The sequence below is a fragment of the Ruegeria arenilitoris genome (assembly GCF_013032855.1).
In the GTDB taxonomy this organism is placed as follows: Bacteria; Pseudomonadota; Alphaproteobacteria; order Rhodobacterales; family Rhodobacteraceae; genus Ruegeria; species Ruegeria arenilitoris.
Map to the genome: position 1 here is coordinate 148,230 of NZ_WQDA01000001.1, position 25,947 is coordinate 174,176.

The window sequence follows — 25,947 nt, forward strand, 5'->3', positions numbered from 1 at the left end:
AGCAAAAGGAAACGCAGACCATGAAGAAACTGATCACCGCCATTGCCCTGGTGGCCGCCGCGCCTGCCTGGGCGCAGGACAAGATGACCGTCCTGTTGGACTGGTTCGTGAACCCCGACCACGGCCCGATCATCGTGGCGCAGGAAAACGGCTATTTCGCCGAACAGGGGCTTGAGGTCGAAATCGTCCCGCCCGCCGATCCGTCGGCCCCGCCGCGTCTGGTGGCCGCCGGTCAGGCCGATCTGGCCGTTTCCTACCAGCCGCAGCTGCACTTGCAGATCCATGAAGGCCTGCCGCTGAAGCGGGTCGGGACGCTGGTCGCCACGCCGCTGAACTGCCTTCTGGTGCTGGAAGACGGCCCGATCAAAACGCTGGCTGACCTCAAGGGCAAGAAGATCGGCTTTTCGGTCGCCGGTGTCGAAGAGGCGATCCTGACCGCGATGCTGAATGCGCATGGCGTGTCGCTGGACGATATCGAGATGATCAACGTCAACTTCTCGCTGTCGCCGTCGCTGATGACCGGGCAGGTGGACGCCGTGATCGGCGCCTTCCGCAATTTCGAGCTGAACCAGATGGATATCGAAGGCGTTCCGGGCCACTGTTTCTACATCGAGGAAGAAGGCGTGCCGCCCTATGACGAGCTGATCTATGTGGCCAACCCCGAAACGATGGACAAGGACATGATTGCCCGCTTCCTGGCCGCAACCGAGAAGGCCACGCAGTATATCGTGAACAACCCGGAAAAAAGCTGGGAGATCTTCGCTGCCACCTCGCCCGAGCTGCAGGACGAGCTGAACGCCCGCGCCTGGGTCGATACCCTGCCGCGCTTCGCGCTGCGCCCTGCAGGTTTTGACGCCGGCCGCTATGCCCGGTTCGAGGCCTTTCTGAAAGACTCCGGCATGATCGACAGCATCAACCCGGTCAGCGACATCACCATCGACGTGACCGCGCAATGAGCGACTATGGCAAAGCCTTCGCGCTTATGCGCGATGCGGCGCAGGGGCCGTGGCGGGACTATACCCGCCACGCCTTTGTCGAGGGGCTGAAGGACGGCTCCCTGCCGCGTGCGGCGTTTCTGCATTACCTGCGGCAGGATTACGTGTTCCTGATTCATTTTTCGCGCGCCTGGGCGCTGGCGGTGGTGAAATCGGAAACCCATGCCGAGATGCTGGCCGCGTCGCGCACGGTGAACGGTCTGATCAGCGAAGAAATGAAGTTGCATATCGGCATTTGCGAGGCCGAGGGCATCAGCCAGGACGAGCTGTTCGCCACGCCCGAACGCGCCGAGAACCTGGCCTATACCCGCTATGTGCTCGAGGCCGGCTACAGCGGTGATCTGTTGGATCTGCTGGCGGCGCTGGCGCCCTGCGTGATGGGATACGGGGAAATCGGCACACGGCTGGCGGCCGAGGCCGCCTCGGACACCTACCGCGATTGGATCGACGCCTATTCCAGCAGTGAATATCAGGAAGCCTGTCAGGCTGTGGGTGAACTGCTGGATTCGGCTCTAATAAGGCGACTTGGGGCGGATTTCCGTACCACACCGCGTTGGGATCGCCTGTGCCAGACCTTCCGCACCGCGACCGAGCTCGAGGTCAATTTCTGGCAGATGGGTCTGACCCCATGACCCCGCCCCCCGATCTGACCATCAGCGGACAGGCTAGTATCGACGGCGCGCCTCTGTTCGCGCCGCTGACCCTGTCGCTGAAGGCCGGGCAGTGGACCTGTCTGCTGGGCGGATCGGGGGTCGGCAAGACCACGGTTCTGCGTCTGATCGCCGGGTTGGCGACGGGGGCAGAGTTCACCGGCGAGATCCGCGCCAGCGACGGGCTGCCGGTGGCCGAGCGTGTGGCCTACATGGCGCAGGATGATCTGCTGCTGCCTTGGGCCACGGTCGCGCAAAACGTGGCGCTGGGCGCGCGGCTGCGCGGCGAACGGGTCGATCAGGACCGCCGCGCCCGCTTGATCGAACGGATGCTGCTGCAGGATCACATGGCCAAGAAGCCCTCGGAACTGTCGGGCGGGCAGCGTCAGCGGGTGGCATTGGCCCGGACCCTGATGGAAGACAAGCCGATCATCCTGCTGGACGAGCCGTTCTCGGCGCTGGATGCGCGCACCCGCGCCGACATGCAGGATCTGGCTGCCGAGGCGTTGCAGGGACGGACCGTCCTGCTGGTTACCCATGACCCGGTCGAGGCCGCGCGTCTGGGCCAGTCGATCATGGTGATGACGCGACACGGCCTGACCCCATGCCAACCGCCTCACGCGCCGGTGCCGCGGAAGGTGGACGATCTGGAAACGCTGGAGACGCAGGGCGCGCTGCTGAAACTGCTGCGCGAGGAGGTGGCATGAAGACGCTCTCGGCCCTTGCCGCGACGCTGTTTGCGCTGGTCCTCTGGCAAGCGATCGTCACCCTGACCGGCCTGCCGAAATTCATCCTGCCCGGCCCGGCATTGGTGGCCGAGACCTGGTGGCAGAACCGCTGGCTGATCGCCGAACACACCTGGATCACCGCCATCGAGGTGCTGATCGGTTTGGCCTGCGGCACCGTGCTGGGCGTCGTCACCGCGCTGCAGCTAGCCAATTCCCGCGCTGCGCGAGTGCTGGTGCAGCCGATGCTGGTGTTCACCCAGGCGCTGCCGGTCTTTGCGTTGGCACCGTTGCTGACCCTGTGGCTGGGCTATGGGCTGTGGTCCAAGGTCGCGATGGCGGTGCTGATCATCTATTTCCCCATCACCTCGTCGTTTTTCGACGGGCTGATGCGCACGCCGCCCGGCTATCTGGATCTGGCCCGCACCATGCAGGCCAGCCCGCGCAGCGTGTTGTGGCATATCCGCATCCCGGCGGCGCTGCCCTCGCTGGCCTCGGGGATGCGGCTGGCGGCGGTCTATGCCCCGATCGGGGCGGTGATCGGTGAATGGGTGGGCTCATCCCAAGGGCTGGGATACCTGATGCTGCTGGCCAATGGCCGCGCCAAGACCGATCTGATGTTCGCCGCGATGCTGACGCTGGGGGTGTTCTCGATCCTGCTGCATCTGGTTGTGCGCCGCGCCACGGCCCGCATGGCCGGTGAGGCGCGTTAACCATTCGGAAACCGATTCTGGGCCAATCATGGGCGTATGACCAAGGACGCCTTTGCCGAAGCCCCATCGCTGTTCGAAACTGACGAAGCGCCGGTCACGCCGCTGCCCACGGGTCGGCTGCCCTCGTATATCAAGGACCACCGCAAGCGCCTGCGCGAACGGTTCATGTCGGGCGGCGCCGGGGCGATGCCGGATTACGAGCTGCTGGAACTGGTCCTGTTCCGCTCGATCCCCCGGCAGGACGTGAAACCGCTGGCGCGGCTGCTGCTGGATACGTTTGGCGATTTCAACCGGGTGCTGACCGCCCCGGTGGAACGCCTGCGCCAGATCACGGGCGTGGGCGATACCGTCATCACCGATCTCAAGATCCTCGAGGCCTGCGCCCATCGCATGGCCCGCGCGCGGGTGATGCAGCGGCATGTGATCTCCAGCTGGGATGCGCTGCTGGACTATTGCCACACCACGATGGCGCATCGCGAGATCGAGCAGTTCCGCGTGTTCTATCTGGACCGCAAGAACGTGCTGATCGCGGATGAGGAGCAGGCCAAGGGCACCGTCGATCACGTACCCGTCTACCCGCGCGAGGTCGCCAAACGCGCGCTGGAGCTGAACGCCTCGGCGCTGATCCTGGTGCACAATCATCCGTCGGGCGATCCAACCCCGTCGCAGTCGGATATTGACATGACCAACCGCATCAACGATGCCTGCGCTGCACTGGGGCTGACCTTGCACGACCACCTGATCATCGGCAAATCGACCGAGCTGAGCTTCCGCTCGGAAGGTTATCTCTGACCGCTAGCGCAACCAGACTTCGACACGACGGTTGGCCTTGCGGCCCCATTCCGTGTCGTCGCAGGCCATGGGCATGGCTTCACCGAAACCTTCGACGGCGATCTCGACGGTTTCGGGGACGGCGGTTTCGATCGCGGCAAGGATCGCGTTCCGCACTGTCTGTGCGCGCCGCAAGGCGATGCGGGCATTGGTTTCCGCAGCACCGTCTCCGTCACTGAAACCGACGAAGACCAGTTTGCGCCCGTCATACTGGCCCGATTCAAGCGCCTGCGCCATTTGCAGGATGTTCGATCGCGACTGCGCGTCTGGCCGCGACGATCCCGGCTCGAACCGGAAAGACACCGACAGGCGCGACAGCGGGCGCAGAGTTTCGATCATCCGTTGCAGTTCTTCCAGACCCACCTCGGACCCACCCGAGGTGATGGCGTTGGCCAACCGGTCGCCCTGAAGCCCAAGACGTACCAGTTCGTGGGACTGGTCGACGAAACCGGCTTGCCGGATGACCATCTGTGCCTCGGGGCTTTGGACATACGCCAGAAACTGGCGGGCGATCTTCGGGAGGCGCCGCTGTGGAAGATACAGGAACATCGGCAGGGTCAGCGGATAGTCCTCGGTCTTGATGGCGGCGCGCGTGGCGCGCAATGCGTGACCGCATCCGCCGGCCAGCGGCAGACTGCGCACGTTTTGCGGGTCAGCGTGGCTGACGATACCAAGTGCGAACGGATCGCGCGCAACCGCTGCTGCCAGTTTCGCGCTGCGGGTGTGGCGGATCACGTCCTCATGCGCCTGCACACCGGCTGGCTGCATCACCTGGTCTTGCACGGCCTGACCAACGCCTGTTGTCACATCCGGTAGATGAACGGCGATGGGGGCATCCGGGCCACCGAGCTGTGCCCAGTTGGCGACCTCGCCATTTATGACCCGCGCCAGGTCCGAAACCGAGATCTGCTGGATCGGATTGTCCAATGAGACCACCGGCACCAGTGCGCCAAGCGCCACCACCCGCGACCGGCGCGGTCGGGACAGGTCGCCCAGACCGTTTTCCTGCGCCGCCGCGGCCTCCTGCGGGCGGATTTCGCGCATCGCCAAAGCGATGTCTGCCTGATCGGCGGTCAGATCGGCAAAACCGCGGTCGGTGTCCGAAACGCGCAGGAAAAACCGCGCCAAAGGGGCGGTTCGTTCCGGCTGACTCAGGGCAAAGACAAGCTGCGCAGGGTCCGTGCCTTCGCTTAGCACGTTCAGGTTTTCTCGTTGCGCAAAGCCTTCGATCAGGGCCGGAAGTAGGGATTCGGCCATCACCGATGCGCCAGAGAAGTGCACTTCGGCCACAAAGTCGATCAGGTTGGGGCAAGCCGGACCGTCGCAGGTGACGCCGGATCCATCCACGGTCAGTTCGCCGAACTGGGTGTCCACACGGTAGAATTCACCATCAAACCCCAACAGGTTCCCGGTGATCTCGACCTTGCCGTCATGCGAGGTCAGTGTGATGTCCTGAGCGAGGGCGCCTGAAGCGCCAGCCATCAACGACAACACCGTCATCGTCGCGTGAAGATACTTCATAAAGACCTGTAGACCTGCCTGCCGTTACTTTGCGGCGATTGTCAGGTCTTGGAACAGATTATTCAACACCAGAAAGTCCTGTCCGCTGTCGCAGGCCGGCAGGGTGATCGACAACTCTCGCGACCGCAGCCCCTGATCGTCCAGCAACTCGAGCGCTTGCAGATCCAGGTTCTGCCCACAATTTCGGGGAGTCACTTCGGCCTCGACGCTCAGGGCGACGGTGCCATTTGCGTCGGCCAGGTTGCGGGGGATCGAATAGATCTCGACATTGCGCTCGCCGGCCATGCCGAAGTGGACAACCTGCCCGGTACCGGAGCTGCCGGCGTTCGACCAGACATGCCCGGCCTCGCCATAGGATGCACCGAACTCCAACGCGTGCAGTTGCAATTCGGTGTCCCCCATCCATTGCAGCGCAACCCGGTCATAGTCTGAAAAATCAGGAATGTGAGTGGTGGCGACAGTGCCGCGCTGGTTTTTGAACGAGATCAGGAAAATGGCATATTCCGACAGGGCGGGAATGGACAGGTCCAGACGGCCGTCCTTGTCGGTTCGGGCGCTGAACGTCATGCCGCTGTGGTGCAGCTCGACGGTTTCATCGGGATTGCAGGGGGCCTTCAGGGTCAAACGTGCTGTCGCGTAGGGGGCTGCCATTGCGCGGGCCCGGAGATCGCAGTTGACCTGCGCCTGAGGAACGGCAGGCTCAGCCCGGGGCGGAACCTTGGCCGAGGGTTCGGGGGCCGTGGACGCATTCGGCGTCGCCGAAGTCAGCACGATACCTTCCAACCCGGCAATCACGGTGCCTTCTCCAGACGGCTGGATCATCGCTTGACGTGTTTCCTGCACGTCCGGCTGCGAGGCCGGTCCGTTCTGCATCAAGTAGCCGATGGCCAAGGCGCATGCGACCGTGCCACCTGTGGTCACGTAGTTCCGTATTACAAACAAGACACCCTCCCCAGTTGAAGGAGCGAGTCGGAGACTGCTTAACAATCGCGGCCAATATGTGGCCGCGACGCGGACTCATTATGTCGGGAATCTGACCGGATCAGGCAAGCCGACCATGGCAATGCTTGAATTTCTTGCCGGATCCGCAGGGGCAGGGATCGTTGCGCGACGGATTACCCCAGGTTGACGGGTCGTCCTCGACAAAGCCGGGCCGCGCATCGCCCGAGGCCTGCGCCTCGGCTACCGCTTCGGCCTGTTCGGCGGCTTTCTTGATCTGTGCCTGCTGCGCCTGCATCTGTGCCAGCATCTCGCGCTGCTCTTCTTCGGTCAGCGGGCGGACGCGGGCCAGTTGCTGGGTAACCGTTTCACGCAGGCTGTCGAGCATGTTCTCGAACAGCTGGAAGCTTTCGGTCTTGTATTCGTTCAGCGGATCGCGCTGGGCGTAGCCGCGGAAGCCCACGACCGAGCGCAGATGTTCCAGGGTCAGCAAGTGCTCGCGCCACTTGCTGTCGATGGTCTGCAGCAGCACCTGCTTTTCGATGTTGCGCATGTTCTCGGGGCCGAAGGCGGCGGCCTTCTGGGCCATCATCTCGTCGGTGGCCTTGATCAGGCGCTCGCGAACCACGTCGTCATCGACCCCATCCTCGGCTGCCCACTCCTGCACCGGAACATCAATGTTCAGCTTTTCCTTGAGGGCCGCGTGCAGCCCGTCGGTGTCCCACTGGTCGGCGTAGGTTTTGGGCGGCATGTACTGGTCGATCAGATCGTCGATGACCTGTTCGCGCATGTCCGAAACGATTTCGGACAGATCGTCGGTCGACATGATTTCGCGTCGCTGGTTGAAGATCACCTTGCGCTGATCGTTCATCACGTCGTCGAACTTGAGAACGTTCTTGCGCATGTCGAAGTTGCGGCCTTCGACCTTGGCCTGCGCGCGTTCGAGCGATTTGTTCACCCAAGGGTGGACGATCGCTTCGCCTTCTTTCATGCCCAGGGTGGTCAGAACCTTGTCCAGCCGTTCCGAGCCGAAGATGCGCATCAGGTCGTCTTCCAGGCTGAGGAAGAACACGGTGCGGCCCGGGTCGCCCTGACGGCCCGAGCGGCCGCGCAGCTGGTTGTCGATGCGGCGGCTTTCGTGGCGTTCCGAGGCCAGAACGAACAGACCGCCGGCCTCCAGCACCTTTTGCTTTTCTTCCGCATGACGCGCCTCTTCCCGGGCGCGCAGTTCGGCTGGGTCGGCGTCGGGGTTCTCGGCCAGCGCCTGCATGACGCTCATTTCAACGTTGCCGCCCAGCTGGATGTCGGTGCCGCGGCCGGCCATGTTGGTTGCGATGGTTACCGCGCCCAGACGTCCGGCCTCGGCCACGATCTGGGCCTCCTGCTCGTGCTGGCGGGCGTTCAGGACATTGTGCTTGATGCCTTCCTGGGTCAGCATCTCGCTGAGCATCTCGGACTTCTCGATCGAGGTCGTGCCGACCAGAACCGGCTGGCCCTTGGCGTTGGCCTTCTTGATCTCTTCGATCATGGCCGCGTATTTCTCGGCCGCGGTGCGATAGACCTGATCATCCTCGTCGACACGGGCGATCGGCTTGTTGGTCGGCACTTCAACCACGCCCAGGCCATAGATTTCGGCGAATTCCTCGGCCTCGGTCAGGGCGGTACCGGTCATGCCGGCCAGCTTGTCATAGAGGCGGAAATAGTTCTGGAAAGTCACGCTGGCCAAAGTCACGTTTTCGGGCTGGATGGGCGCGCCTTCCTTTGCTTCGATCGCCTGATGCAGGCCTTCGGACAGACGGCGGCCCGGCATCATGCGCCCGGTGAATTCGTCGATCAGAACCACGTTGCCGTCGCGCACGATGTAGTCCTTGTCACGCTGGAACAGTTTGTGCGCGCGCAGGCCCTGGTTGACGTGGTGCACCACCGTGGTGCTTTCAGGGTCGTACAGCGACTGGCCCTCGGGCAGCAGGCCACTGGCGTGCAGCTGCTCTTCAAGGAACTCGTTGCCTTCATCGGTGAAGGTCACGCTGCGGGACTTCTCGTCGATCGTATAGTGATCGTCCTGCAGGGACGGGATCAGACCGTCAATGGCCGTGTACAGATCGGACCGGTCCTGAGATGGACCCGAGATGATCAGCGGCGTGCGCGCCTCGTCGATCAGAATCGAGTCGACCTCGTCCACAATCGCGAAATTGTGGTGCTTCTGGTAGACCTCGTTCAGATCCGCCTTCATGTTGTCGCGCAGATAGTCGAAGCCCAGCTCGTTGTTGGTGGCATAGGTGATGTCACAGGCATAGGCCGCTTTTTTCTCGGCATCGGGCTGGCCCGACCAGATCACGCCGGTGGTCATACCCAACGCGCCGAACACGTTGCTCATCCATTCGGCGTCACGCTTTGCCAGATATTCGTTGACCGTGACGACATGCACGCCCTTTCCGGTCAGTGCGTTCAGATAGGCGGGAAAGGTGGCGACCAGGGTCTTGCCTTCGCCGGTTTTCATCTCGGCGATATTGCCCTGATGCAGGAAGATGCCGCCCATGAGCTGCACGTCAAAGGCCCGCAGACCTAGCGCGCGCTTGGCGCCCTCACGAACGTTGGCGAAAGCCTCGGGCAGCAGGTCGTCCAGGCTCTCGCCCTCGCTGGCCCGCTTGCGCAGCTCTTCGGTCTTGGCTTTCAGATCGTCATCCGAGAGTTTTTCGAACTCCGGCTCCAGCGCGTTGATCTTTTCGACCAGCGGGCGGGTTGCCTTGATCTTGCGGTCGTTCGGTGTTCCGAACACCTTTTTGGCAAGCGTACCGAGTCCCAGCATGTTCACTCCAGCGGATCTTTTCTTGTCTTGGTTGCGACAGGCTTGCCCACCTTGCGCGCAACCCATAGATAGCTGGGAGGAAAAGATGGTCCTGTCAAAGGCTGCAAGCGATGTAAGCGGCAGGTTCCAGAGTGTCAACGCCACGCCCTGTCGCGGCCAGAATATAGGATGAATTCATGCCCAAAGGTCTCACTTTTCTGCCATCGCTGGCTCTTGCGGCCATGATGGCCCTGCCTGTCGCCGCTGAAACCGAACCCTCTGCCGATACGGTTGTGGCGCGCGTCAACGGCGACGAGATCACTTTGGGTCACGTGATTGCCACTGCGGCTGGCCTGCCGCCGCAATATCAGCAGTTGGAAGACGAGGTCCTGTACCAGTTCATCGTCGAGCAGCTGATCCAGCAACAATTGCTCAGCCAGGAGCAGGACGAGCTGACCCGCCTGAACGCGCTGATGCTGACCAACGAAGAGCGCTCGCTGAAGGCGGTGCAGACGGTGAACCAGATCACCGATGCCCAGGTGACCGACGACGCGATCCAGGCCGCCTATGACGCACAGTTCGCGGACTTCCAGGGCGAGGACGAGTTCAACGCCAGCCACATCCTTGTTGCGACCGAGGACGAGGCCAAGGAGATCAAGGCGCAACTGGATGACGGGGCCGATTTTGCCGAGCTGGCCAAGGAGAAATCCACCGGCCCGTCCGGTCCCAATGGCGGTGCGCTGGGCTGGTTCGGCAAGGGCCAGATGGTGCCAGAATTCGAACAGGCCGTGATCGGGCTGGAAAAAGGTCAGGTCTCGGACCCGGTGCAGACACAGTTCGGGTGGCACGTCGTGATCCTGAACGACAAACGCAAATCCGAAGCGCCCGAGTTTGCGGCGGTGCGGGATGAACTGGCCCAGTCCGTTCGTCAGGAGGCCATTCAGGCCAAGATCGACGAGCTGACCCAGGCGGGCAGCGTCGAGCGCCCCGAGGTCGAGGGCCTGACCCCGGATGTGGTCCGCAAGCTGGACCTGGTTCAGGAGTAAACCCCAGTGGCCAAGATCACCAAGGTGTCTCCGCTGGCCCCTGCGGCCTTCCCTGATCTGCCGGTCATCGACGGTGTGCGGTTCGCCACCGTCGCCGCCGGGGTGCGGTATCAGGGCCGCACCGACGTGATGCTGGCGGTGCTCGATCCGGGTACCGCGGTGGCTGGTGTGTTCACCCGCTCGGCTACCCGTGCGGCGCCGGTGCTGGATTGCCAAGACAAGATCGGTGGGCCCAGCGACGGGCCGGCGGCGATCCTGGTGAACTCGGGCAACGCCAACGCCTTTACCGGGCAGTACGGGCGGGCCTCGGTCGAGCAGATCACCGCAGCCGTGACGCAGGCGACCGGTGTGGCGCAGAACCGCGTATTCACCTCGTCCACCGGGGTGATCGGCGAGCCTCTGCCGCATGACCGGATCGTGGCCCGGCTGGACGAACTGACCGCCGGCCTGCGCGCCGACGCGTTGGAAGAGGCCGCGCGGGCGATCATGACCACCGACACCTTCCCCAAAGGCGCCAGTGCGCAGGTCGAGGTTGACGGCAAAACAGTCTCTATTGCGGGGATTGCCAAAGGGTCGGGCATGATCGCACCCGACATGGCGACGATGCTGGTCTATATCTTCACCGATGCGAAGGTTGACCAATCAGCGCTGCAACGGATGCTGTCCGAGCAGACCGACCGGACCTTCAACTGCATCACCGTGGACAGCGACACCTCGACCTCGGACAGCCTGCTGCTGTGCGCGACCGGCGCGTCAGGCGCGGATGCCACCGGCAATGCCGATTTCGCGCGGGCGCTGGAATCGGTGATGCTGGATCTGGCGCATCAGGTGGTGAAGGACGGCGAAGGCGCCACCAAATTCGTCGAGATCCGCGTGACCGGCGCCGCCTCGGACGCCGATGCCAAAGTCCACGGCATAGCCATCGCCAATTCACCGCTGGTCAAGACCGCCATCGCGGGCGAGGATCCGAACTGGGGCCGGGTCGTCATGGCGATCGGCAAATCCGGCGCGGCGGCCGATCGCGACACGCTCAGCATTTCCTTCGGCGATATTCTTGTGGCCGAAAATGGCTGGGTCAGCCCCAGTTATCGCGAGGAAGACGCCGCCGCCTACATGAAGGGCCAGGAACTGGTGATCGCGGTCGATCTGGGGCTGGGCGAGGGCAAGGCCACTGTCTGGACCTGCGATCTGACCCACCGATACATCGAGATCAACGCGGATTACCGGTCGTGACATCAGAGCAATTCCAGCAGAAGTGGAGCCCGGTTTCGCGTCCGGGATTGCGACCATGAAAACGGTGCTCGTCTCTGCCGTCGCCTTGATCGACGTGGATGGGCGGGTGCTGCTGGCGCAGCGCCCGGAGGGCAAGGCCATGGCTGGCTTGTGGGAATTTCCCGGCGGCAAGATCGAGCCGGGCGAAACCCCCGAGGGTGCCCTGATCCGCGAATTGCACGAGGAACTGGGCATCGACACCTGGGCCTCGTGCCTGGCGCCGCTGACTTTTGCCAGCCACAGCTATGACGATTTCCATCTGCTGATGCCGCTGTTTGCCTGTCGCAAGTGGCAGGGCATTCCGCAGTCGAAAGAGGGTCAGGCGCTGAAATGGGTGCGCGCGAACGATCTGCGCAACTATCCGATGCCGGCAGCGGATGTTCCACTGATCCCGATTTTGCGGGATTGGTTGTAGGGCGCAAAGCCAGGGACGTTCGAGTTGATAGGTCTGGATGTCTTGTATGCGGACAAACCCGTCACTCGACCTGAACAAGATCATCCCAGTCAATACGAAGCGCCTTCCCACCAACTTTTGGCAGTTTACTTCGTTCGACGAGTAGACCGGAAACCTCAAAGCACTCATCGACTTTCACCACAAGGAGTTTGCTGAAATGCCGGTCGAGCCTAACGGTCACAGATTGCGTGTTCTTAAAGGGTGTGATGGTCTTCACTTCAACAAAGTCGTTTCCCAGGCGTCCGTCAGAACCCTTGGCGTAGTCCTTATGGAGCTTGATCCCATACATTATCGCGCCATATAGCTCACCGATATCGCCATATATGTTCAGATGTTTTCCTGTCGTGATGTGATAGTGCTGAGCAACATTCAAGAGCTCTTCGAAAACCGGCACCAAGTCGACATCTGCGTTTGGGTAGCGAGCTTGCAACTCGAGCCGCTCTAGATGACTATTGATGCTGCGCCAACTTATCCATTCTCCGTCTTCCCAAATCGCGTTACGCGGACCCAGTGGTTCTCTATCCAAATCTTTTCCCCGAGATTGTTGCTTCGCTACGCTATTGGTTCATCTCATGGTCAACAAGCTCGGTATTTGATTGAACCGCCAAACGTGTCCGCTTTGGGCTCGAAGCTGCCATTTATCACGCTCTGCATATACAACCGTTATGATATTCTCTTTAGCGTTTCGGCGTAGAAGCAGAATGCAAACCCACGCCGCTCTTTTTTGAAGCGTGCTGTTTCGCAGTTTGTACAAGATGTACAAATCGGAACATCACCCCGGCATCCCTGTTACAATTCGTAAGATTCCGGAAAACATCACGAAAAAGTTGACGCTGATCGTCCTCCTTGTCCTTAATCGGGGCAGCGGCGCGCGGGTCTGACCCGGCGACGTCGTTCCGGCCCAACCCGGGGCCGGATGGGGAGGAGAGATAGAATTGGCTCAGACGCAGTCGGGCGCCGAGGGGATGCACTCCCTTCCGGCGCTGCTACACCGCAATGCGACGCAGTTCGGGGATGCCCCGGCCTACCGCGAAAAGGAATTCGGGATCTGGCAGTGCTGGACCTGGGCGGAAACGGCCGCCGAGATCCGTGCGCAGGCACTGGGATTCCTGGAGCTTGGCGTTGAAAAGGGCGACCATATTGCCGTGATCGGGCGCAACCGTCCGGCGCATTACTGGTCGATGGTCGCGGCCCAGATGGTGGGCGCGGTGCCGGTGCCGCTGTATCAGGACTCGGTCGCCGAGGAGATGGCCTATGTGCTGGAACACTGCGGCGCGAAATACGTGGTCTGCGGCGACCAGGAGCAGGTCGACAAGGTTATCGAGATCCAGCAGGACATGCACCAAGTCAAGCACATCCTGTACACCGACAAACGCGGCATGCGGAAATACGACCACAGCCAGATGAACGCGCTGAGCGACATCATGGCCGAGGGGCGCGCCGGGCATCACCGGTTCGATGCCGAGCTGGACCGCCGCATCGCCGAGATCACCTATGACGACACCTGCGTGATGCTCTATACCTCGGGCACAACGGGCAAGCCCAAGGGCGTGGTTCTGTCGAACCGCAACGTGATCGAAAGCGCAAAGAACTCGGCCGAGTTCGACCACCTGACCCGCAACGAGGATATCCTGTCCTATCTGCCGATGGCTTGGGTGGGCGATTTCATCTTTTCGGTCGGTCAGGCCTATTGGTGCGGGTTCTGCGTGAACTGTCCCGAAAGCGCCGACACGATGATGACCGACCTGCGCGAGATCGGCCCGACCTACTTCTTCGCGCCGCCGCGCGTGTTTGAGACCCAGCTGACCAACGTGATGATCCGGATGGAGGATGCCAGCCCGATGAAGCAGCGGATGTTCCGCTATTTCATGGATCACGCCAAAAAGGTCGGCGGGCGCATCCTGGACGGCCACCCGGTCGGCTTCGTGGATCGCCTGAAATACGCGATCGGAAATGTCCTGGTTTACGGACCGCTCAAAGACACGCTGGGCTACGGCCGGTTCCGTGTCGGATACACCGCGGGCGAGGCGATCGGGCCCGAAATTTTCGATTTCTACCGCTCGCTGGGGATCAACCTGAAGCAGCTGTATGGTCAGACCGAGGCGACGGTGTTCATCACCGTCCAGCCCGACGGCGAGGTGCGCGCCGACACCGTCGGTGTGCCTGCGCCCGATGTCGAACTGAAGATCGCCGAGAATGGCGAGATTTTCTATCGCTCGCCCGGAGTGTTCGTTGAATACTTCAAGAACCCCGAATCCACTGCCTCGACCAAGGACCCCGAAGGTTGGGTGGCCACGGGCGACGCGGGGTTCATCGAGGAAAGCAGCGGCCATCTGCGGATCATCGACCGCGCCAAGGACGTGGGCAAGATGGCCGACGGCTCGATGTTCGCGCCGAAATATGTCGAGAACAAGCTGAAGTTCTATCCCGACATCCTCGAAGCGGTGCTGTTCGGCAATGGCCGCGACCGCTGCGTGGCCTTCATCAACATCGACCTGACGGCGGTGGGCAACTGGGCCGAGCGCAACAACATCGCCTATGCCTCGTACCAGGAACTGGCGGGCCATCCGCGGGTGCTGGAGACGATCCGCAGCCATGTGGAAGAGGTCAACAAATCGGTTGCCGCCGACGAGATGCTGTCGGGCTGCCAGGTGCACCGGTTCGTGGTGCTGCACAAGGAACTGGACCCCGACGACGGCGAGATCACCCGCACCCGAAAAGTGCGCCGCAAGTTCGTCGAGGACAAATACGCCGACATCATCGCCGCGCTCTATGACGGGTCCGAGACGGTCTCGACCACGACCGAGGTGACCTATGAAGACGGGCGCAAGGGGTCGATCAGCGCCACGCTGCAGATCGTCGACGTGCCGGTCGTGCCGGTGTCGCATCAGAAGGTGGCCGCGGAATGAGGCCGGTCGTGCGCCGCTCGGCCTGCGGCCATCGCCCCGCCCGCCGTCCCGTTCACCCGCAGTTTGAGGAGTAGACGATGCTGGATGCATCCGACGACGGATATGTCACCGAGGATGGCCGCAAGATCGGCGGCGTGGTGATGGAGATGAAGAACATCACCCTGCGGTTCGGCGGCGTGGTGGCGATCAAGGACATCTCGTTCGACATCCGCCAGGGCGAGATCCGCGCGATCATCGGGCCCAACGGCGCGGGCAAGTCCTCGATGCTGAACGTGATTTCCGGCTTCTACATCCCGCAGGAGGGCGAGGTCTGGTTCCACGGGGCGAAACGCCCGCAGATGAAACCCTATGAGGTGGCTCGCCAGGGTATCGCCCGGACCTTTCAGAACATCGCCCTGTTCGAAGGCATGAGCGTTCTGGACAACGTGATGACCGGCCGCCTGAACTTCATGAAGACCAACATCCTGCAGCAGGCGATCTGGCGCGGCAAGGCCGAGGCGGAAGAGGTGGAAAACCGCGAGGCGGTCGAAAAGATCATCGACTTTCTGGAAATCCAGCACATCCGCAAGACGCCGGTGGCGCGCCTGCCCTATGGCCTGAAGAAACGCGTCGAACTGGCCCGCGCGCTGGCCGCCGAACCCAAGCTGCTGCTGCTGGACGAGCCGATGGCCGGCATGAACGTCGAGGAAAAAGAGGACATGAGCCGCTTTATCCTGGATGTGAACGACGAATTCGGCACGACCATCGCCCTGATCGAGCATGACATGGGCGTGGTGATGGACCTGAGCGACCGCGTGGTCGTGATGGATTACGGCAAGAAGATCGGGGACGGCACGCCCGACGAGGTGCGCAACAACCAGGAAGTCATCGACGCCTATCTGGGGGTCAGCCATGACTGAGCACCGCACAGAATTGAGGGGAGGCGCAGATGCCTGATCAGTTGATTTTCGCGATGGAGGTCTTTCTGAACGGCCTCATGGCCGGGGTGCTGTATGCGTTGGTCGCGCTGGGCTTTGTGCTGATCTACAAGGCGTCGGGGATCTTCAATTATGCCCAGGGGGTTATGGCCCTGTTTGCGGCGATGACGCTGGTGGGGATCATGAACGGGCAAGTGCCGTTCTCCCATCTGATCAACGCGATCTTCGGCACGCATATTCATTACTTCGGCTGGAACGTGCCGGCGCTGCTGGCCATTCTGCTGACGATGGGCGTGATGGTCCTGCTTGCCTGGGCGGTGCAGCGCTTTGTCATGCGCCACCTTGTGGGGCAGGAGCCCATCATCCTGTTCATGGCCACCATCGGTCTGGCCTACTTCCTGGAAGGCGTGGCCGACCTGATGTGGGGATCCGAGATCAAGACGCTGGACGTGGGTCTTCCGCAGGGCATCAACCTGTGGATCGACGAGACCACCTACAACATCTTCGGCTACGGCTTCTTCATCGACAATCTGGACATCGTGGCGACGGTCATCGCGGCGCTTCTGGTGGCGGCACTGGTTGCGTTCAGCCAGTACACCAAGCAGGGCCGCGCCATGCGGGCCGTGGCCGACGACCACCAGGCCGCGCTGTCGGTGGGGATCTCGCTGAACTTCATCTGGATCATGGTCTGGTCGGTGGCCGGGTTCGTGGCGCTGGTCGCGGGCATCATGTGGGGCACCAAGTCGGGCGTGCAGTTCTCGCTGTCGCTGATCGCGCTCAAGGCGTTGCCGGTTCTGATGCTGGGCGGGTTCACCTCGATCCCCGGCGCCATCGTCGGCGGGCTGATCATCGGCGTGGGCGAGAAGTTGTTCGAGTTCGCCGTGGGCCCGCTGGTGGGCGGCGCGACCGAGAACTGGTTCGCCTATGTTCTGGCGCTGATCTTCCTGGTGTTCCGGCCGCAGGGCCTGTTCGGCGAGAAGATCATCGAGAGGGTGTAGGCCATGACCAAGCTGATCGCCATCATCAACGTGATCGCGTGGGCGGGGTTCTGGGCCTTTGGGTACATCGCCCTGACCTCGAACGATCTGACCGCCAATCAGCTGACCGTGGCCGCGCTTTTGGCCTTTGCCGGGCTGGTGATGGGTGTTCTGGCCTACATGAAACTGGTGCGCGCCTCGGAGGCGAGCGGATATGCCAAACGGTCCAACCAACTGGACGCCGAAGCCCGCAACCGGGCGCAGGAACAATGGGGAAAGTAAGACATGTTCTATCGTGAGGCCGGAGACTTCAAGACCTCCTACAGGGACGACAACCAGACTTTCCCGATCAAGTTCGACCGGTATCGCTACTATGTGGTGCTGGCGGTGGCGTTCGGGATCATCCCGTTCATCATCAACGACTATTGGGCCAACGCGCTGCTACTGCCCTTCCTGATCTATGCGATCGCGGCGATCGGGCTGAACATCCTGGTGGGGTATTGCGGGCAGGTTTCGCTGGGTACCGGGGGATTCATGGCCGTGGGCGCCTATGCCTGCTACAAGCTGATGACCGCCTTTCCCGAAGTGTCGATGTTCATCCATGTAATCCTGGCCGGCGGCATCACCGCCATCGTGGGCGTGCTGTTCGGCCTGCCCAGCCTGCGGATCAAGGGGTTCTACCTGGCGGTGGCGACGCTGGCGGCGCAGTTCTTCCTGGTGTGGCTGTTCAACCGGGTGCCGTGGTTCTACAACTATTCGGCCTCGGGGCAGATCAACGCGCCCGAGCGTGACGTGTTCGGCATCATCATCACAGGCCCCAACGCGCCGGCCTGGGCGACCTATCTGTTCTGCCTGATCTTCCTGACCGCCTGCGCGATCATCGCCCGCAACCTGACCCGCGGCACCACCGGGCGCACCTGGATGGCGATCCGCGACATGGATATCGCAGCGGAAATCATCGGTGTGAACCCGCTGCGCGCCAAGCTCAGCGCCTTTGCCGTCAGCTCGTTCTTCGTGGGCGTGTCGGGCGCGCTGTTCTTCGCCATCTACCTGGGCGCGGTCGAGGTGGGCGAGGCCTTCGGCATCCAGAAATCCTTCCTGGTGCTGTTCATGGTCATCATCGGCGGGCTGGGCTCGATCTTCGGATCCTTTGCCGGCGCGGCCTTCCTGGTCCTGCTGCCGGTGGTGCTCAAGGTCGTGGGCGCGGACATGCTGGGCTGGCCCACCGACATCGTCGCGCATCTGCAGCTGGTGATCGTGGGCGGGCTGATCATCCTGTTCCTGATCCTCGAACCGCACGGTCTGGCGCAGCTGTGGCGCGTCGCCAAGGAGAAACTGAGACTCTGGCCTTTCCCGCACTAGGGACCGGCCCAATCAAGAAAGGGGCGCAAAGCCCGAACCAACATCGGACAAACCAAGGGAGGAGACACCCGATGAACAAGAAACTGGCAACAATGGCGCTGGGTGCGCTGATGGCCGCAGGTCCGGCAATGGCCGACCTCGTGTTCCCGTCGCTCAGCTACCGAACCGGGCCTTACGCCGCGGGCGGCATCCCCTTCGCGGATGGCTACGCGGACTATTTCACTCTGCTCAACGAGCGGGACGGCGGCATCGGTGGTGTTCCGGCCAAGGTCATCGAGTGCGAAACTGGCTACAACACCGAGAAGGGTGTGGAATGCTATGAATCGACCAAGGGCGAAGGTGCGCTGGTGTATCAGCCGCTGTCGACCGGCATCACCTATCAGCTGATCCCGAAAACCACGGCTGACGACATCCCGATGCACACGATGGGATATGGCCGCACCTCGGCCAAGAACGGCAAGGTGTTCAGCCACACGTTCAACTACCCGGCCAACTACTGGGACGGTGCCTCGGGTGCGATCAACTATCTGCTCGAGGAAAACGGCGGTGATCTGAGCGGCAAGAAGATTGCGCTGGTCTATCACAACTCGGCCTATGGCAAGGAGCCGATCCGCACGCTGGAAGAGCTGTCCAAGAAGCACGGCTTCGAGCTGGTGGCCCTGCCGGTCGACCACCCCGGCCAGGAGCAGAAATCACAGTGGCTGCAGATCCGCCGCGATCGTCCCGATTATGTCCTGATGTGGGGCTGGGGCGTGATGAACCAGGTGGCCATCCAGGAAGCCGCGAACATCCGGTTCCCGATGGAGAACTTCATCGGCATCTGGTGGTCGGGCGCTGAACATGACGTGATGCCCGCCGGTGCGGCCGCGAATGGCTACAAGGCGCTGACCTTCCACAACGTCGGCTCGGACTATCCGCTGTATGACGACCTGCAGAAATACGTCATCGACGCTGGCAAGGCCGCCGGTGCCGGTGATCAGGTCGGTACGGTCCTGTACAACCGCGGCCTCTATGCTGCGATGCTGGCAGCCGAAGCCGCCAAGAAGGCACAGGAAATCTCGGGCAAGGCTGACATCACCTCGGGCGACATGCGCGACGGTATGGAAGCACTTGAGATGACCGAAGCGAAGATGGCCGAACTGGGCCTGCCGAACTTTGGTCCGACCTTCTCGGTCAGCTGTGAAAACCACGGCGGGGATGCCCTTGTGGGCGTGACCCAGTGGGATGCAGACAGCAAGACCTGGACTCTGATTTCGGAGTTCAAGGCTACCGATACGGACGTGATCGGCCCGCTGATCGAGGAAGACTCGAGCGCATACGCGGCTGAGAACAACATCGAACAGGGCTGCAACTAAGCGGCACGAACACCGGGGCGGCGGCTGACCGCCGTCCCGAACCGGACAAGCCCCGAACGGGGCAGGCATGAGGACACGCGCTGATGCTGGATGCGGCACAAACCACTGACGTGCAGGCGGAAACCCTGCTTGAGGTCAACAATATCGAGGTGATCTACAACCACGTGATCCTCGTGCTGAAGGGCGTCAGCCTGACCGTGCCCAAGGGCGGGATCACCGCGCTGCTGGGCGGCAACGGGGCCGGCAAGACGACGACGCTCAAGGCGGTGTCGAACCTGCTGCATTCCGAACGCGGCGAGGTCACCAAGGGCTCGATCAAGTATCGCGGCCAGAACGTGCACGAGAGCGATCCGGCCGACCTGGTGCAGAAGGGCGTCATCCAGGTGATGGAAGGCCGCCACTGTTTCGAACATCTGACCGTCGAGGAAAACCTGCTGACCGGGGCCTATACCCGCAAGGACGGCAAGGCCGCCATCCAGCAGGACCTTGAACTGGTCTACAACTATTTCCCCCGCTTGAAAGAGCGCCGCCGAAGCCAGGCAGGCTATACCTCGGGCGGGGAACAGCAGATGGTCGCCATGGGCCGCGCGCTGATGAGCCGCCCGGAGACGATCCTGCTGGACGAGCCCTCGATGGGCCTCGCACCGCAGCTGGTCGAGGAGATCTTCACCATCGTGAAGGACCTGAACGAACAGGAAGGCGTGTCCTTCCTGCTGGCCGAGCAGAACACCAACGTGGCGCTGCGCTTTGCCCATTACGGATACATCCTGGAATCTGGGCGCGTGGTGATGGACGGCCCCGCCGCCGAACTGCGCGAGAACCCGGACGTCAAGGAATTCTACCTCGGCATGTCCGACGAAGGCCGCAAGAGTTTCCGCGATGTGCGGTCCTATCGTCGCCGCAAAAGGTGGCTGTGAGCGGATGGAGGATCTGGCGATGACATTCTACGATGCTCTGGAAACCCGTTCGGCCGATCAGCGCGCCACCGAGCAATCGACCGGTCTGCGCGAACAGCTGGCGCGGGCGAAATCCGCGCCCGGGTTCGCGGCCCATTTCGCCGATGTCGATCTGGATGCGGTCCAGACCATCGCGGATCTGCCCGGGCTGCCGGTTCTGCGCAAGTCCGACCTGACCAAGGCGCAGGGACAGCACCCGCCCTTTGGTGGCTTTACCGTCAAACCTGCGCATGGCTTTGCCCATGTGTTCCAGTCGCCGGGGCCTATCTATGAGCCCGGCGGAGTCGATCACGACTGGTGGCGCATGGGCCGGTTCCTGCATGCGGCGGGCGTGGGGCAGGGCGATATCGTGCAGAACTGCTTTGGCTATCACCTGACACCCGCGGGCATGATCTTTGAAAACGGCGCGCGTGCCGTGGGCGCCGCCGTGCTTCCCGCGGGGACCGGCCAGACCGAACTTCAGGTGACCGCCGCGCGCGACGTGGGCTGCACCGCCTATGCCGGCACGCCCGATTACCTGAAGGTGATCCTGGACAAGGCCGACGAGATGGGCGTCGCTTTGAACTTCTCGAAGGCGGTCGTGGGCGGCGGGGCATTGTTCCCCAGCCTGCGCCAGGCCTATGCCGATCGGGGCATTTCCTGCCTGCAATGCTATGCCACGGCCGATCTGGGCAACATCGCCTATGAAAGCGCCGCAATGGAGGGCATGATCATCGACGAGCATGTCATCGTGGAAATCGTTACCCCCGGCACCGGAACACCGGTGGCGGAAGGCGAGGTCGGCGAGGTCGTGGTGACCTCCCTCAACCCCGACTATCCGCTGATCCGCTTTGCCACCGGTGATCTGTCGGCGGTGCTGCCCGGGCAGTCGCCCTGTGGCCGCACCAACCTCCGCATCAAGGGCTGGATGGGGCGCGCCGATCAGACCACCAAGATCAAGGGCATGTTCGTGCGCCCCGAACAGGTGGCCGCGCTGGTCGCCAAGCATGACGAGATCGTCAAGGCTCGCGTCATCGCTGCCCGGCAGGGCGAGATGGACACGATGACCGTGCAGATCGAAAGCCCCGGCGGCGATGACGGCACCTATGCCAAGTCGGTGGTCGAGGTTCTCAAGCTGAAGGGCACCGTTCAGGTGGTGCCACCCGGCACGCTGCCCAAGGACGGGCTGGTGATCGAGGATCAGCGCGTCTACGACTGATCCGGCCCGGGGTTCTGCGGCCAAATGCGCCGCAGAATCCTGTGCCTGCCCACTGGCGTTTCCGAGTTTTTTGGTCGATTAAAGGGGAACCGCAACCTTTGCCGACCCGAGGCCATGGCCCAGATCGAATTCTCAGAACATGGATCGCGCAACCGTGGGGCCTTGGGCACCCGGTTCGTCGGGGCCCTGGCCTATCTGGTGGCAGCAGCCTGCCTGTTGCCGATGGTCGCCGTGGTGCTGGCGGCCGTCACCGGCGGAACCGACACGATCCGGCATCTGCTGGACACGGTCCTGCCCGGCTATGCGGCCACCACGCTGGTTCTGGTCTCATTGGTTTCGGTGGGGACCTTCGCCATCGGGGTCGGGGCCGCGTGGCTGGTCACCATGACCCGTTTTCCCGGCGTACGCCTGTTCGAGGTGGCATTGGTGCTGCCGCTGGCCTTTCCGGCCTATGTGCTGGCTTATGCCTATACCTTCATCCTCGATCACCCCGGCATCGTTCAGACCACGCTGCGCCAGGTGACCGGCTGGGGTCCGCGCGACTATTGGTTCCCCGAGATCCGCTCGACCGAGGGCGCGGCGGTGATGCTGATCTTGGTGCTGTACCCCTATGTCTATCTGTTGGCGCGCGCCGCCTTTCTGCAGCAAAGTGCCACCGCCTTTCTGGCGGCGCGGGCGCTGGGCAGCAGCCCGTGGTCGGCCTTTTGGCGGGTCTCGCTGCCGATGGCGCGGCCCGCGATTGCCGGTGGCGTGCTGCTGGCAGTGATGGAGACCATCGCTGATTTCGGCACCGTCGCCTATTTCGGGGTTCAGACCTTTGCCACCGGCATCTACACAAGCTGGTTTTCGATGGCCGACCGCGCGGCGGCGGCGCAGCTGGCGCTGTGCCTTCTGGCCTTTGCGCTGGTCATGGCCGTGACCGAGCGCACCCAGCGTGGCAAGGCCAAATACTACCAACCCGGCAAACGCCACGCGGCATTGCCCGCTGCACAGCTGAGCGGTTGGCAGGCTGTGGCGGCATGGATTTTGTGCGCCATTCCGGTTTTGTTCGGCTTTCTGCTGCCGGTGATCGTGCTGACTCAGATGGGATTGGAGTCCGAGCAGAACCTGCTTTCGGTCCGCTATCTCGGGTTCATTCGGAACTCTCTGACGCTGGCTGGAACGGCGGCGGTGATCACCGTCTGCGCCGCGGTCTGCGTCGGTTTCTTCCAACGGCTGAGACCCGGGCGCGGTTCGGCCATGGCGGCTTATGTTGCGCGGTTGGGCTATGCCGTACCAGGCGGCGTGATCGCGGTCGGGCTGATCGTGCCCTTTGCCGGGTTTGACAATGCGCTGGACGCTTGGATGCGGCAGACCTTCGGCGTGTCGACCGGGTTGCTGGTCACCGGCTCGATCTGGCTGTTGGTGGCGGCCTACATGGTGCGATTTTTGGCCGCCGCGCTGAGTGCCTATGAAAGCGGTCAGAGCACGGTACATGCCAACATGGATGCCGCTGCCCGCTCGCTGGGGCAGACGCCATTGGGCACGTTGCGGCGGGTGCATCTGCCGATCCTCACGCCCTCGCTGCTGACGGCGCTGCTGATCGTGTTCGTGGACGTGATGAAGGAACTGCCGGCCACGCTGATCATGCGGCCCTTCAACTTTGACACGCTCGCGGTTCAGGCCTATCGGCTGGCCTCGGACGAACGGTTGGAGGGCGCGGCCGTTCCGTCTCTGGTGATCCTGGCCGTGGGGCTGCTGCCGGTGATCCTGATCTGCCGACAGGTCGGGCGCCGGCCCTGACGGGCGGTTCAAAAATACCACACCATGTCGTGACAGGCTTGATCTGATCGCATTTTCCGGCAAGGCTGAAGACATGAACATGCAGCCTCCCAGCCGGAACCCTGCAAGTCCGGTCCAGATGCCGGTGGCCTTCAACCGGCAAGAGATGTCACAGATTCTCTCCGTCTATGGACGGATGGTCGCCGCCGGAGAATGGCGTGACTACGGAATATCAAATCTGCGCGACGTTGCCATATTCTCGATCTTCCGGCGTACCGCCGAGCACCCGATCTATCGTGTTGAAAAACACCCCCGGCTGCGTTCAAAGCAGGGGATGTATTCGGTGATGGGCATGGACGGGCGCATCCTGAAACGCGGGCACGACCTGCGCGCCGTCCTGCGGGTGCTGGAGCGCAAGCTGATCCGCTCGGTCGACCCGGATTAGAGTCGCTTGTGCGCCGTGACCGGCCCGTCGCCTTGGGCTTCGATCCGGGCAATGGCCTGATCCATCGGTTCAAATACCACCGCCATGTGATGGGCATTGGCATGCAGCAGCATGTTGTCGCCGGACACCCAAGCCACATGGCCTTTCCAGAACAACAGATCGCCGCGCTGCGCCACGGTGCCTTCGGGCAGTGCGGTGCCAAGCTCCCGCTCCTGGTCGCCGCTGTCGCCGGGGCAGGCAACGCCGCAGGCCAGCAGCCCGGCCTGAATCAGGCCTGAACAATCGAGCCCCCACCGGCTGTTGCCGCCCCACAGGTAGGGGGTGCCCAGAAACAGTTCGGCCACCGCGACCGGGTCGTTCAGCAGGGTTCCGACCGGTTTGACATGCACTGCGGGGATGAACCCAAGCTCGGTCTCGACAAAGCGGTCCTGCTGCGACAGCACCACGATCCGGCTGCCAAAGCTCAGGCTGACCCGGTCGGGGCTTTTGATGTCGGGTTCCGAATAGGCATGGGTCGCCGGGGCCCAGATCCAATGCGTGGCCGGGGCGTCAGGGCTCAACTGGTCCGCGCGCAGCCAGCCTTGATACCCATCCTTGTCGGAAACCACCCGGCACCAGCCGCCGGACTGTTCGGTGACGTCAAGGCCGTCGCCATACAGCAGCTGACGGTCGCGCGGGCCCTTGGGGTTGCGCAGTAGGTCCACGACGGGGCGGATGACGCGAGCGCGGTTCACAGGCCCAACATCCCGGGCAGGGCGGTCAGCAGGGCGCGCGGCCCTTGTCCCAACCCGCCTTTGCTGCGGCCGGGCTCTTTGGCCTTTTGCCAGGAGTAGATGTCGAAATGCATGTACCGGCTGTTTTCCACGAACCGCCGCAGGAACAACGCCGCGGTGATCGACCCCGCGAACCCGCCCGCCGGCGCGTTGTCGAGATCGGCGATGCCCGGCTCGATCAACGTCTCATAGGGCGTGTGGAATGGCATCCGCCAGATCGGGTCAGCCGCCTGAACGGCGGCCTGCGCCAACGCCTGCGCGGCGGCATCGTCATCGGTGTAGAACGGGGCCAGATCCGCCCCCACCGCCACCCGCGCCGCGCCGGTCAGCGTCGCCATCGAGACCACCAGATCCGGCGCACCCTCATCCGCCAGCGCCAGCGCGTCGGCCAGAACCAGCCGCCCCTCGGCATCGGTGTTGTTGATCTCGACCGTCAGGCCCTTGCGTGAGGTCAGGATGTCGCCCGGCCGGAACGCGTTGCCCGCCACCGCGTTTTCCACCGCCGGGATCAGCACGCGCAACTGCAGCGGCAGATCCAGCGCCATGATCATGCGCGCCAGTCCCAGCACGTTCGCCGCGCCGCCCATGTCCTTTTTCATCAACCCCATCGAGGCACCGGGCTTCAGGTTCAGTCCGCCGGTGTCAAAGCAGACGCCCTTGCCGACCAAGGTCAGCTTCGGGCCGCTTGTGCCCCAGGTCATCTCGATCAGGCGCGGAGCCTGTTCGGCGGCCCGACCCACCGCGTGGATCATGGGAAAGTTCTGTTCCAGCAAGCTGTCGCCAATTGTGACGGCACAACGAGCCCCGTACTCCTGCGCCAGCGTTTCAACGGCGTCTTGCAGGGCCTGAGGTCCCATGTCGGCCGTCGGAGTGTTGACCAGGTCACGGGTGAGAGCTTCGGCATTGGCCATGATCTCAACCCGCGGAGCATTCACACCGTCAGGCGCGACCAATCGGGCCTTTGCGCCGGACTGTTCGGCATATCGGTCGAAACTGTACCCGGTCAGCAACCAGCCCAAGGCTTCGATTTCGGCTCTGTCTGCCGACAAACCGGACGCAATCCGGTAAGTGCCTTCGGGCAGAACCTCGGCGGCGGCGGCAAGCGGAAAGCGTACCCGAGCGCGCCGGGTATCTGTTCCATAGCCTGCCAGCGCGAATTGCGGCGCACCCGTCGGTCCGGGAACCAGCAGAACCTGCCCGATTGCGCCGGTGAACCCGTTCGCGACCACCCAGGCCTGTGTCTCATCGGGCTGAGACTTCAGCCAGGGCTCGAGCCCGTCCTGCGCAAGAACATGCAGATCAATGGCAGGAGCATCGGAAGGTGCAAAAGACAGGGACATGGGCGCCTCGGACTGTTCTG

General features: G+C 62.8%; 24 protein-coding genes. 18 read left to right on the forward strand and 6 right to left on the reverse strand.

Annotation, left to right across the window (positions count from 1 at the left end; translation table 11 throughout):
- Positions 1 to 20: 20 nt before the first annotated feature.
- Genes GOW72_RS00710 through radC form a run of 5 tightly spaced genes read left to right on the forward strand, consistent with a single transcriptional unit; the run spans position 21 to position 3,875 of the window.
- Complete coding sequence (locus GOW72_RS00710) at positions 21 to 956, forward strand: ABC transporter substrate-binding protein (protein WP_170364416.1); 936 nt, start codon at positions 21 to 23, stop codon at positions 954 to 956.
- The gene (tenA, locus tag GOW72_RS00715) at positions 953 to 1,627 is read left to right on the forward strand and encodes a thiaminase II (protein ID WP_170364418.1); all 675 of its coding nucleotides are present in this window, start codon (positions 953 to 955) and stop codon (positions 1,625 to 1,627) included. Before GOW72_RS00710 ends, tenA begins: the two co-directional genes overlap by 4 nt.
- The gene (locus tag GOW72_RS00720; RefSeq protein ID WP_170364420.1) at positions 1,624 to 2,352 is read left to right on the forward strand and encodes an ABC transporter ATP-binding protein; all 729 of its coding nucleotides are present in this window, start codon (positions 1,624 to 1,626) and stop codon (positions 2,350 to 2,352) included. Before tenA ends, GOW72_RS00720 begins: the two co-directional genes overlap by 4 nt.
- A complete protein-coding gene (locus GOW72_RS00725) occupies positions 2,349 to 3,083 on the forward strand; it encodes an ABC transporter permease (RefSeq protein WP_170364422.1) in 735 nt (244 codons plus the stop codon). The genes GOW72_RS00720 and GOW72_RS00725 overlap by 4 nt, the downstream gene beginning before the upstream one ends.
- A 36-nt stretch (positions 3,084 to 3,119) precedes the next feature.
- Positions 3,120 to 3,875 carry a RadC family protein gene (gene radC / locus GOW72_RS00730; RefSeq protein WP_170364424.1) on the forward strand — a complete coding sequence of 252 codons (756 nt, stop codon included), beginning with the start codon at positions 3,120 to 3,122 and terminating at the stop codon, positions 3,873 to 3,875.
- Between the two features lie 3 nt (positions 3,876 to 3,878).
- Here the strand turns inward: radC and GOW72_RS00735 are convergent, their stop codons facing one another.
- The 3 genes from GOW72_RS00735 to secA form a co-directional block, all read right to left on the reverse strand.
- Positions 3,879 to 5,435, reverse strand: coding sequence for a phosphate ABC transporter substrate-binding/OmpA family protein (locus GOW72_RS00735; protein WP_170364425.1), 1,557 nt, complete (start codon positions 5,433 to 5,435; stop codon positions 3,879 to 3,881).
- A gap of 24 nt (positions 5,436 to 5,459) precedes the next feature.
- Positions 5,460 to 6,377, reverse strand: a complete 918-nt coding sequence (locus GOW72_RS00740) for a hypothetical protein (RefSeq protein WP_170364427.1) — start codon at positions 6,375 to 6,377, stop codon at positions 5,460 to 5,462.
- 100 nt (positions 6,378 to 6,477) lie between these two features.
- Positions 6,478 to 9,183: a preprotein translocase subunit SecA gene (gene secA, locus GOW72_RS00745; RefSeq protein ID WP_170364429.1), complete on the reverse strand. Its 2,706-nt coding sequence runs from the start codon at positions 9,181 to 9,183 to the stop codon at positions 6,478 to 6,480.
- Positions 9,184 to 9,359: 176 nt separating this feature from the next.
- Here secA and GOW72_RS00750 point away from each other — a divergent pair, with 176 nt between their 5' ends.
- The 3 genes from GOW72_RS00750 to GOW72_RS00760 are packed head-to-tail and all read left to right on the forward strand — an operon-like array spanning position 9,360 to position 11,895.
- Positions 9,360 to 10,208 carry a peptidylprolyl isomerase gene (locus GOW72_RS00750; protein WP_170342723.1) on the forward strand — a complete coding sequence of 283 codons (849 nt, stop codon included), beginning with the start codon at positions 9,360 to 9,362 and terminating at the stop codon, positions 10,206 to 10,208.
- A gap of 6 nt (positions 10,209 to 10,214) precedes the next feature.
- On the forward strand, positions 10,215 to 11,441 hold the full coding sequence (argJ, locus tag GOW72_RS00755; protein ID WP_170364431.1) for a bifunctional glutamate N-acetyltransferase/amino-acid acetyltransferase ArgJ: 1,227 nt from the start codon (positions 10,215 to 10,217) through the stop codon (positions 11,439 to 11,441).
- Between the two features lie 55 nt (positions 11,442 to 11,496).
- Entirely contained in the window at positions 11,497 to 11,895 is a 399-nt protein-coding gene (locus GOW72_RS00760; protein ID WP_170364434.1) for a (deoxy)nucleoside triphosphate pyrophosphohydrolase, read from the forward strand.
- Positions 11,896 to 11,956: 61 nt separating this feature from the next.
- On the opposite strand, the gene GOW72_RS00765 is transcribed toward GOW72_RS00760, so the two are convergent.
- Entirely contained in the window at positions 11,957 to 12,460 is a 504-nt protein-coding gene (locus GOW72_RS00765) for a hypothetical protein (RefSeq protein ID WP_217358077.1), read from the reverse strand.
- A gap of 439 nt (positions 12,461 to 12,899) precedes the next feature.
- On the opposite strand from GOW72_RS00765, the gene GOW72_RS00770 reads away from it, so the two are divergent.
- The 10 genes from GOW72_RS00770 to GOW72_RS00815 all read left to right on the forward strand — a co-directional run bounded on the left by GOW72_RS00770 (position 12,900) and on the right by GOW72_RS00815 (position 23,814).
- Entirely contained in the window at positions 12,900 to 14,843 is a 1,944-nt protein-coding gene (locus GOW72_RS00770; RefSeq protein WP_170361353.1) for an AMP-binding protein, read from the forward strand.
- 77 nt (positions 14,844 to 14,920) lie between these two features.
- Positions 14,921 to 15,742 carry an ABC transporter ATP-binding protein gene (locus tag GOW72_RS00775; protein ID WP_093963943.1) on the forward strand — a complete coding sequence of 274 codons (822 nt, stop codon included), beginning with the start codon at positions 14,921 to 14,923 and terminating at the stop codon, positions 15,740 to 15,742.
- A gap of 29 nt (positions 15,743 to 15,771) precedes the next feature.
- Complete coding sequence (locus GOW72_RS00780) at positions 15,772 to 16,758, forward strand: branched-chain amino acid ABC transporter permease (RefSeq protein ID WP_170340766.1); 987 nt, start codon at positions 15,772 to 15,774, stop codon at positions 16,756 to 16,758.
- 3 nt (positions 16,759 to 16,761) lie between these two features.
- Positions 16,762 to 17,019 carry a hypothetical protein gene (locus tag GOW72_RS00785; protein ID WP_170340767.1) on the forward strand — a complete coding sequence of 86 codons (258 nt, stop codon included), beginning with the start codon at positions 16,762 to 16,764 and terminating at the stop codon, positions 17,017 to 17,019.
- 3 nt (positions 17,020 to 17,022) lie between these two features.
- Positions 17,023 to 18,099 carry a branched-chain amino acid ABC transporter permease gene (locus tag GOW72_RS00790; RefSeq protein WP_170361181.1) on the forward strand — a complete coding sequence of 359 codons (1,077 nt, stop codon included), beginning with the start codon at positions 17,023 to 17,025 and terminating at the stop codon, positions 18,097 to 18,099.
- 71 nt (positions 18,100 to 18,170) lie between these two features.
- The gene (locus tag GOW72_RS00795) at positions 18,171 to 19,454 is read left to right on the forward strand and encodes an ABC transporter substrate-binding protein (RefSeq protein ID WP_170342736.1); all 1,284 of its coding nucleotides are present in this window, start codon (positions 18,171 to 18,173) and stop codon (positions 19,452 to 19,454) included.
- An 83-nt stretch (positions 19,455 to 19,537) separates the two neighbouring features.
- Positions 19,538 to 20,371 (forward strand): ABC transporter ATP-binding protein, encoded by an 834-nt coding sequence (locus GOW72_RS00800; protein ID WP_170342738.1) that lies wholly within the window; start codon positions 19,538 to 19,540, stop codon positions 20,369 to 20,371.
- 19 nt (positions 20,372 to 20,390) lie between these two features.
- The gene (locus GOW72_RS00805; protein ID WP_170365964.1) at positions 20,391 to 21,608 is read left to right on the forward strand and encodes a phenylacetate--CoA ligase family protein; all 1,218 of its coding nucleotides are present in this window, start codon (positions 20,391 to 20,393) and stop codon (positions 21,606 to 21,608) included.
- A 114-nt stretch (positions 21,609 to 21,722) separates the two neighbouring features.
- Positions 21,723 to 23,390 carry an ABC transporter permease gene (locus GOW72_RS00810; protein ID WP_170364436.1) on the forward strand — a complete coding sequence of 556 codons (1,668 nt, stop codon included), beginning with the start codon at positions 21,723 to 21,725 and terminating at the stop codon, positions 23,388 to 23,390.
- A gap of 73 nt (positions 23,391 to 23,463) precedes the next feature.
- Positions 23,464 to 23,814: a DUF2794 domain-containing protein gene (locus GOW72_RS00815; protein ID WP_170342743.1), complete on the forward strand. Its 351-nt coding sequence runs from the start codon at positions 23,464 to 23,466 to the stop codon at positions 23,812 to 23,814.
- On the opposite strand, the gene GOW72_RS00820 is transcribed toward GOW72_RS00815, so the two are convergent.
- Together GOW72_RS00820 and GOW72_RS00825 are read right to left on the reverse strand one after the other, a co-directional pair.
- Positions 23,811 to 24,548 (reverse strand): NlpC/P60 family protein, encoded by a 738-nt coding sequence (locus GOW72_RS00820; RefSeq protein ID WP_170364439.1) that lies wholly within the window; start codon positions 24,546 to 24,548, stop codon positions 23,811 to 23,813. The two genes, GOW72_RS00815 and GOW72_RS00820, sit on opposite strands and share 4 nt — an antisense overlap.
- A complete protein-coding gene (locus GOW72_RS00825) occupies positions 24,545 to 25,927 on the reverse strand; it encodes a leucyl aminopeptidase family protein (protein WP_170364441.1) in 1,383 nt (460 codons plus the stop codon). The genes GOW72_RS00820 and GOW72_RS00825 overlap by 4 nt, the downstream gene beginning before the upstream one ends.
- Positions 25,928 to 25,947 lie beyond the last annotated feature (20 nt).

Excerpts from the sequence above, each read along its gene's own strand:
- tenA (WP_170364418.1), top strand. The coding sequence starts at position 953 with ATGAGCGACTATGGCAAAGCCTTCGCGCTTATGCGCGATGCGGCGCAG.
- GOW72_RS00825 (WP_170364441.1), bottom strand. The coding sequence starts at position 25,927 with ATGTCCCTGTCTTTTGCACCTTCCGATGCTCCTGCCATTGATCTGCAT.
- GOW72_RS00735 (WP_170364425.1), bottom strand. The coding sequence starts at position 5,435 with ATGAAGTATCTTCACGCGACGATGACGGTGTTGTCGTTGATGGCTGGC.
- GOW72_RS00790 (WP_170361181.1), top strand. The coding sequence starts at position 17,023 with ATGTTCTATCGTGAGGCCGGAGACTTCAAGACCTCCTACAGGGACGAC.
- GOW72_RS00805 (WP_170365964.1), top strand. The coding sequence starts at position 20,391 with ATGACATTCTACGATGCTCTGGAAACCCGTTCGGCCGATCAGCGCGCC.
- GOW72_RS00780 (WP_170340766.1), top strand. The coding sequence starts at position 15,772 with ATGCCTGATCAGTTGATTTTCGCGATGGAGGTCTTTCTGAACGGCCTC.
- GOW72_RS00770 (WP_170361353.1), top strand. The coding sequence starts at position 12,900 with ATGCACTCCCTTCCGGCGCTGCTACACCGCAATGCGACGCAGTTCGGG.
- GOW72_RS00800 (WP_170342738.1), top strand. The coding sequence starts at position 19,538 with ATGCTGGATGCGGCACAAACCACTGACGTGCAGGCGGAAACCCTGCTT.
- GOW72_RS00810 (WP_170364436.1), top strand. The coding sequence starts at position 21,723 with ATGGCCCAGATCGAATTCTCAGAACATGGATCGCGCAACCGTGGGGCC.
- secA (WP_170364429.1), bottom strand. The coding sequence starts at position 9,183 with ATGCTGGGACTCGGTACGCTTGCCAAAAAGGTGTTCGGAACACCGAAC.
- GOW72_RS00720 (WP_170364420.1), top strand. The coding sequence starts at position 1,624 with ATGACCCCGCCCCCCGATCTGACCATCAGCGGACAGGCTAGTATCGAC.
- GOW72_RS00750 (WP_170342723.1), top strand. The coding sequence starts at position 9,360 with ATGCCCAAAGGTCTCACTTTTCTGCCATCGCTGGCTCTTGCGGCCATG.
- GOW72_RS00760 (WP_170364434.1), top strand. The coding sequence starts at position 11,497 with ATGAAAACGGTGCTCGTCTCTGCCGTCGCCTTGATCGACGTGGATGGG.
- GOW72_RS00785 (WP_170340767.1), top strand. The coding sequence starts at position 16,762 with ATGACCAAGCTGATCGCCATCATCAACGTGATCGCGTGGGCGGGGTTC.
- radC (WP_170364424.1), top strand. The coding sequence starts at position 3,120 with ATGACCAAGGACGCCTTTGCCGAAGCCCCATCGCTGTTCGAAACTGAC.
- GOW72_RS00775 (WP_093963943.1), top strand. The coding sequence starts at position 14,921 with ATGCTGGATGCATCCGACGACGGATATGTCACCGAGGATGGCCGCAAG.
- GOW72_RS00710 (WP_170364416.1), top strand. The coding sequence starts at position 21 with ATGAAGAAACTGATCACCGCCATTGCCCTGGTGGCCGCCGCGCCTGCC.
- GOW72_RS00815 (WP_170342743.1), top strand. The coding sequence starts at position 23,464 with ATGAACATGCAGCCTCCCAGCCGGAACCCTGCAAGTCCGGTCCAGATG.
- GOW72_RS00795 (WP_170342736.1), top strand. The coding sequence starts at position 18,171 with ATGAACAAGAAACTGGCAACAATGGCGCTGGGTGCGCTGATGGCCGCA.
- GOW72_RS00725 (WP_170364422.1), top strand. The coding sequence starts at position 2,349 with ATGAAGACGCTCTCGGCCCTTGCCGCGACGCTGTTTGCGCTGGTCCTC.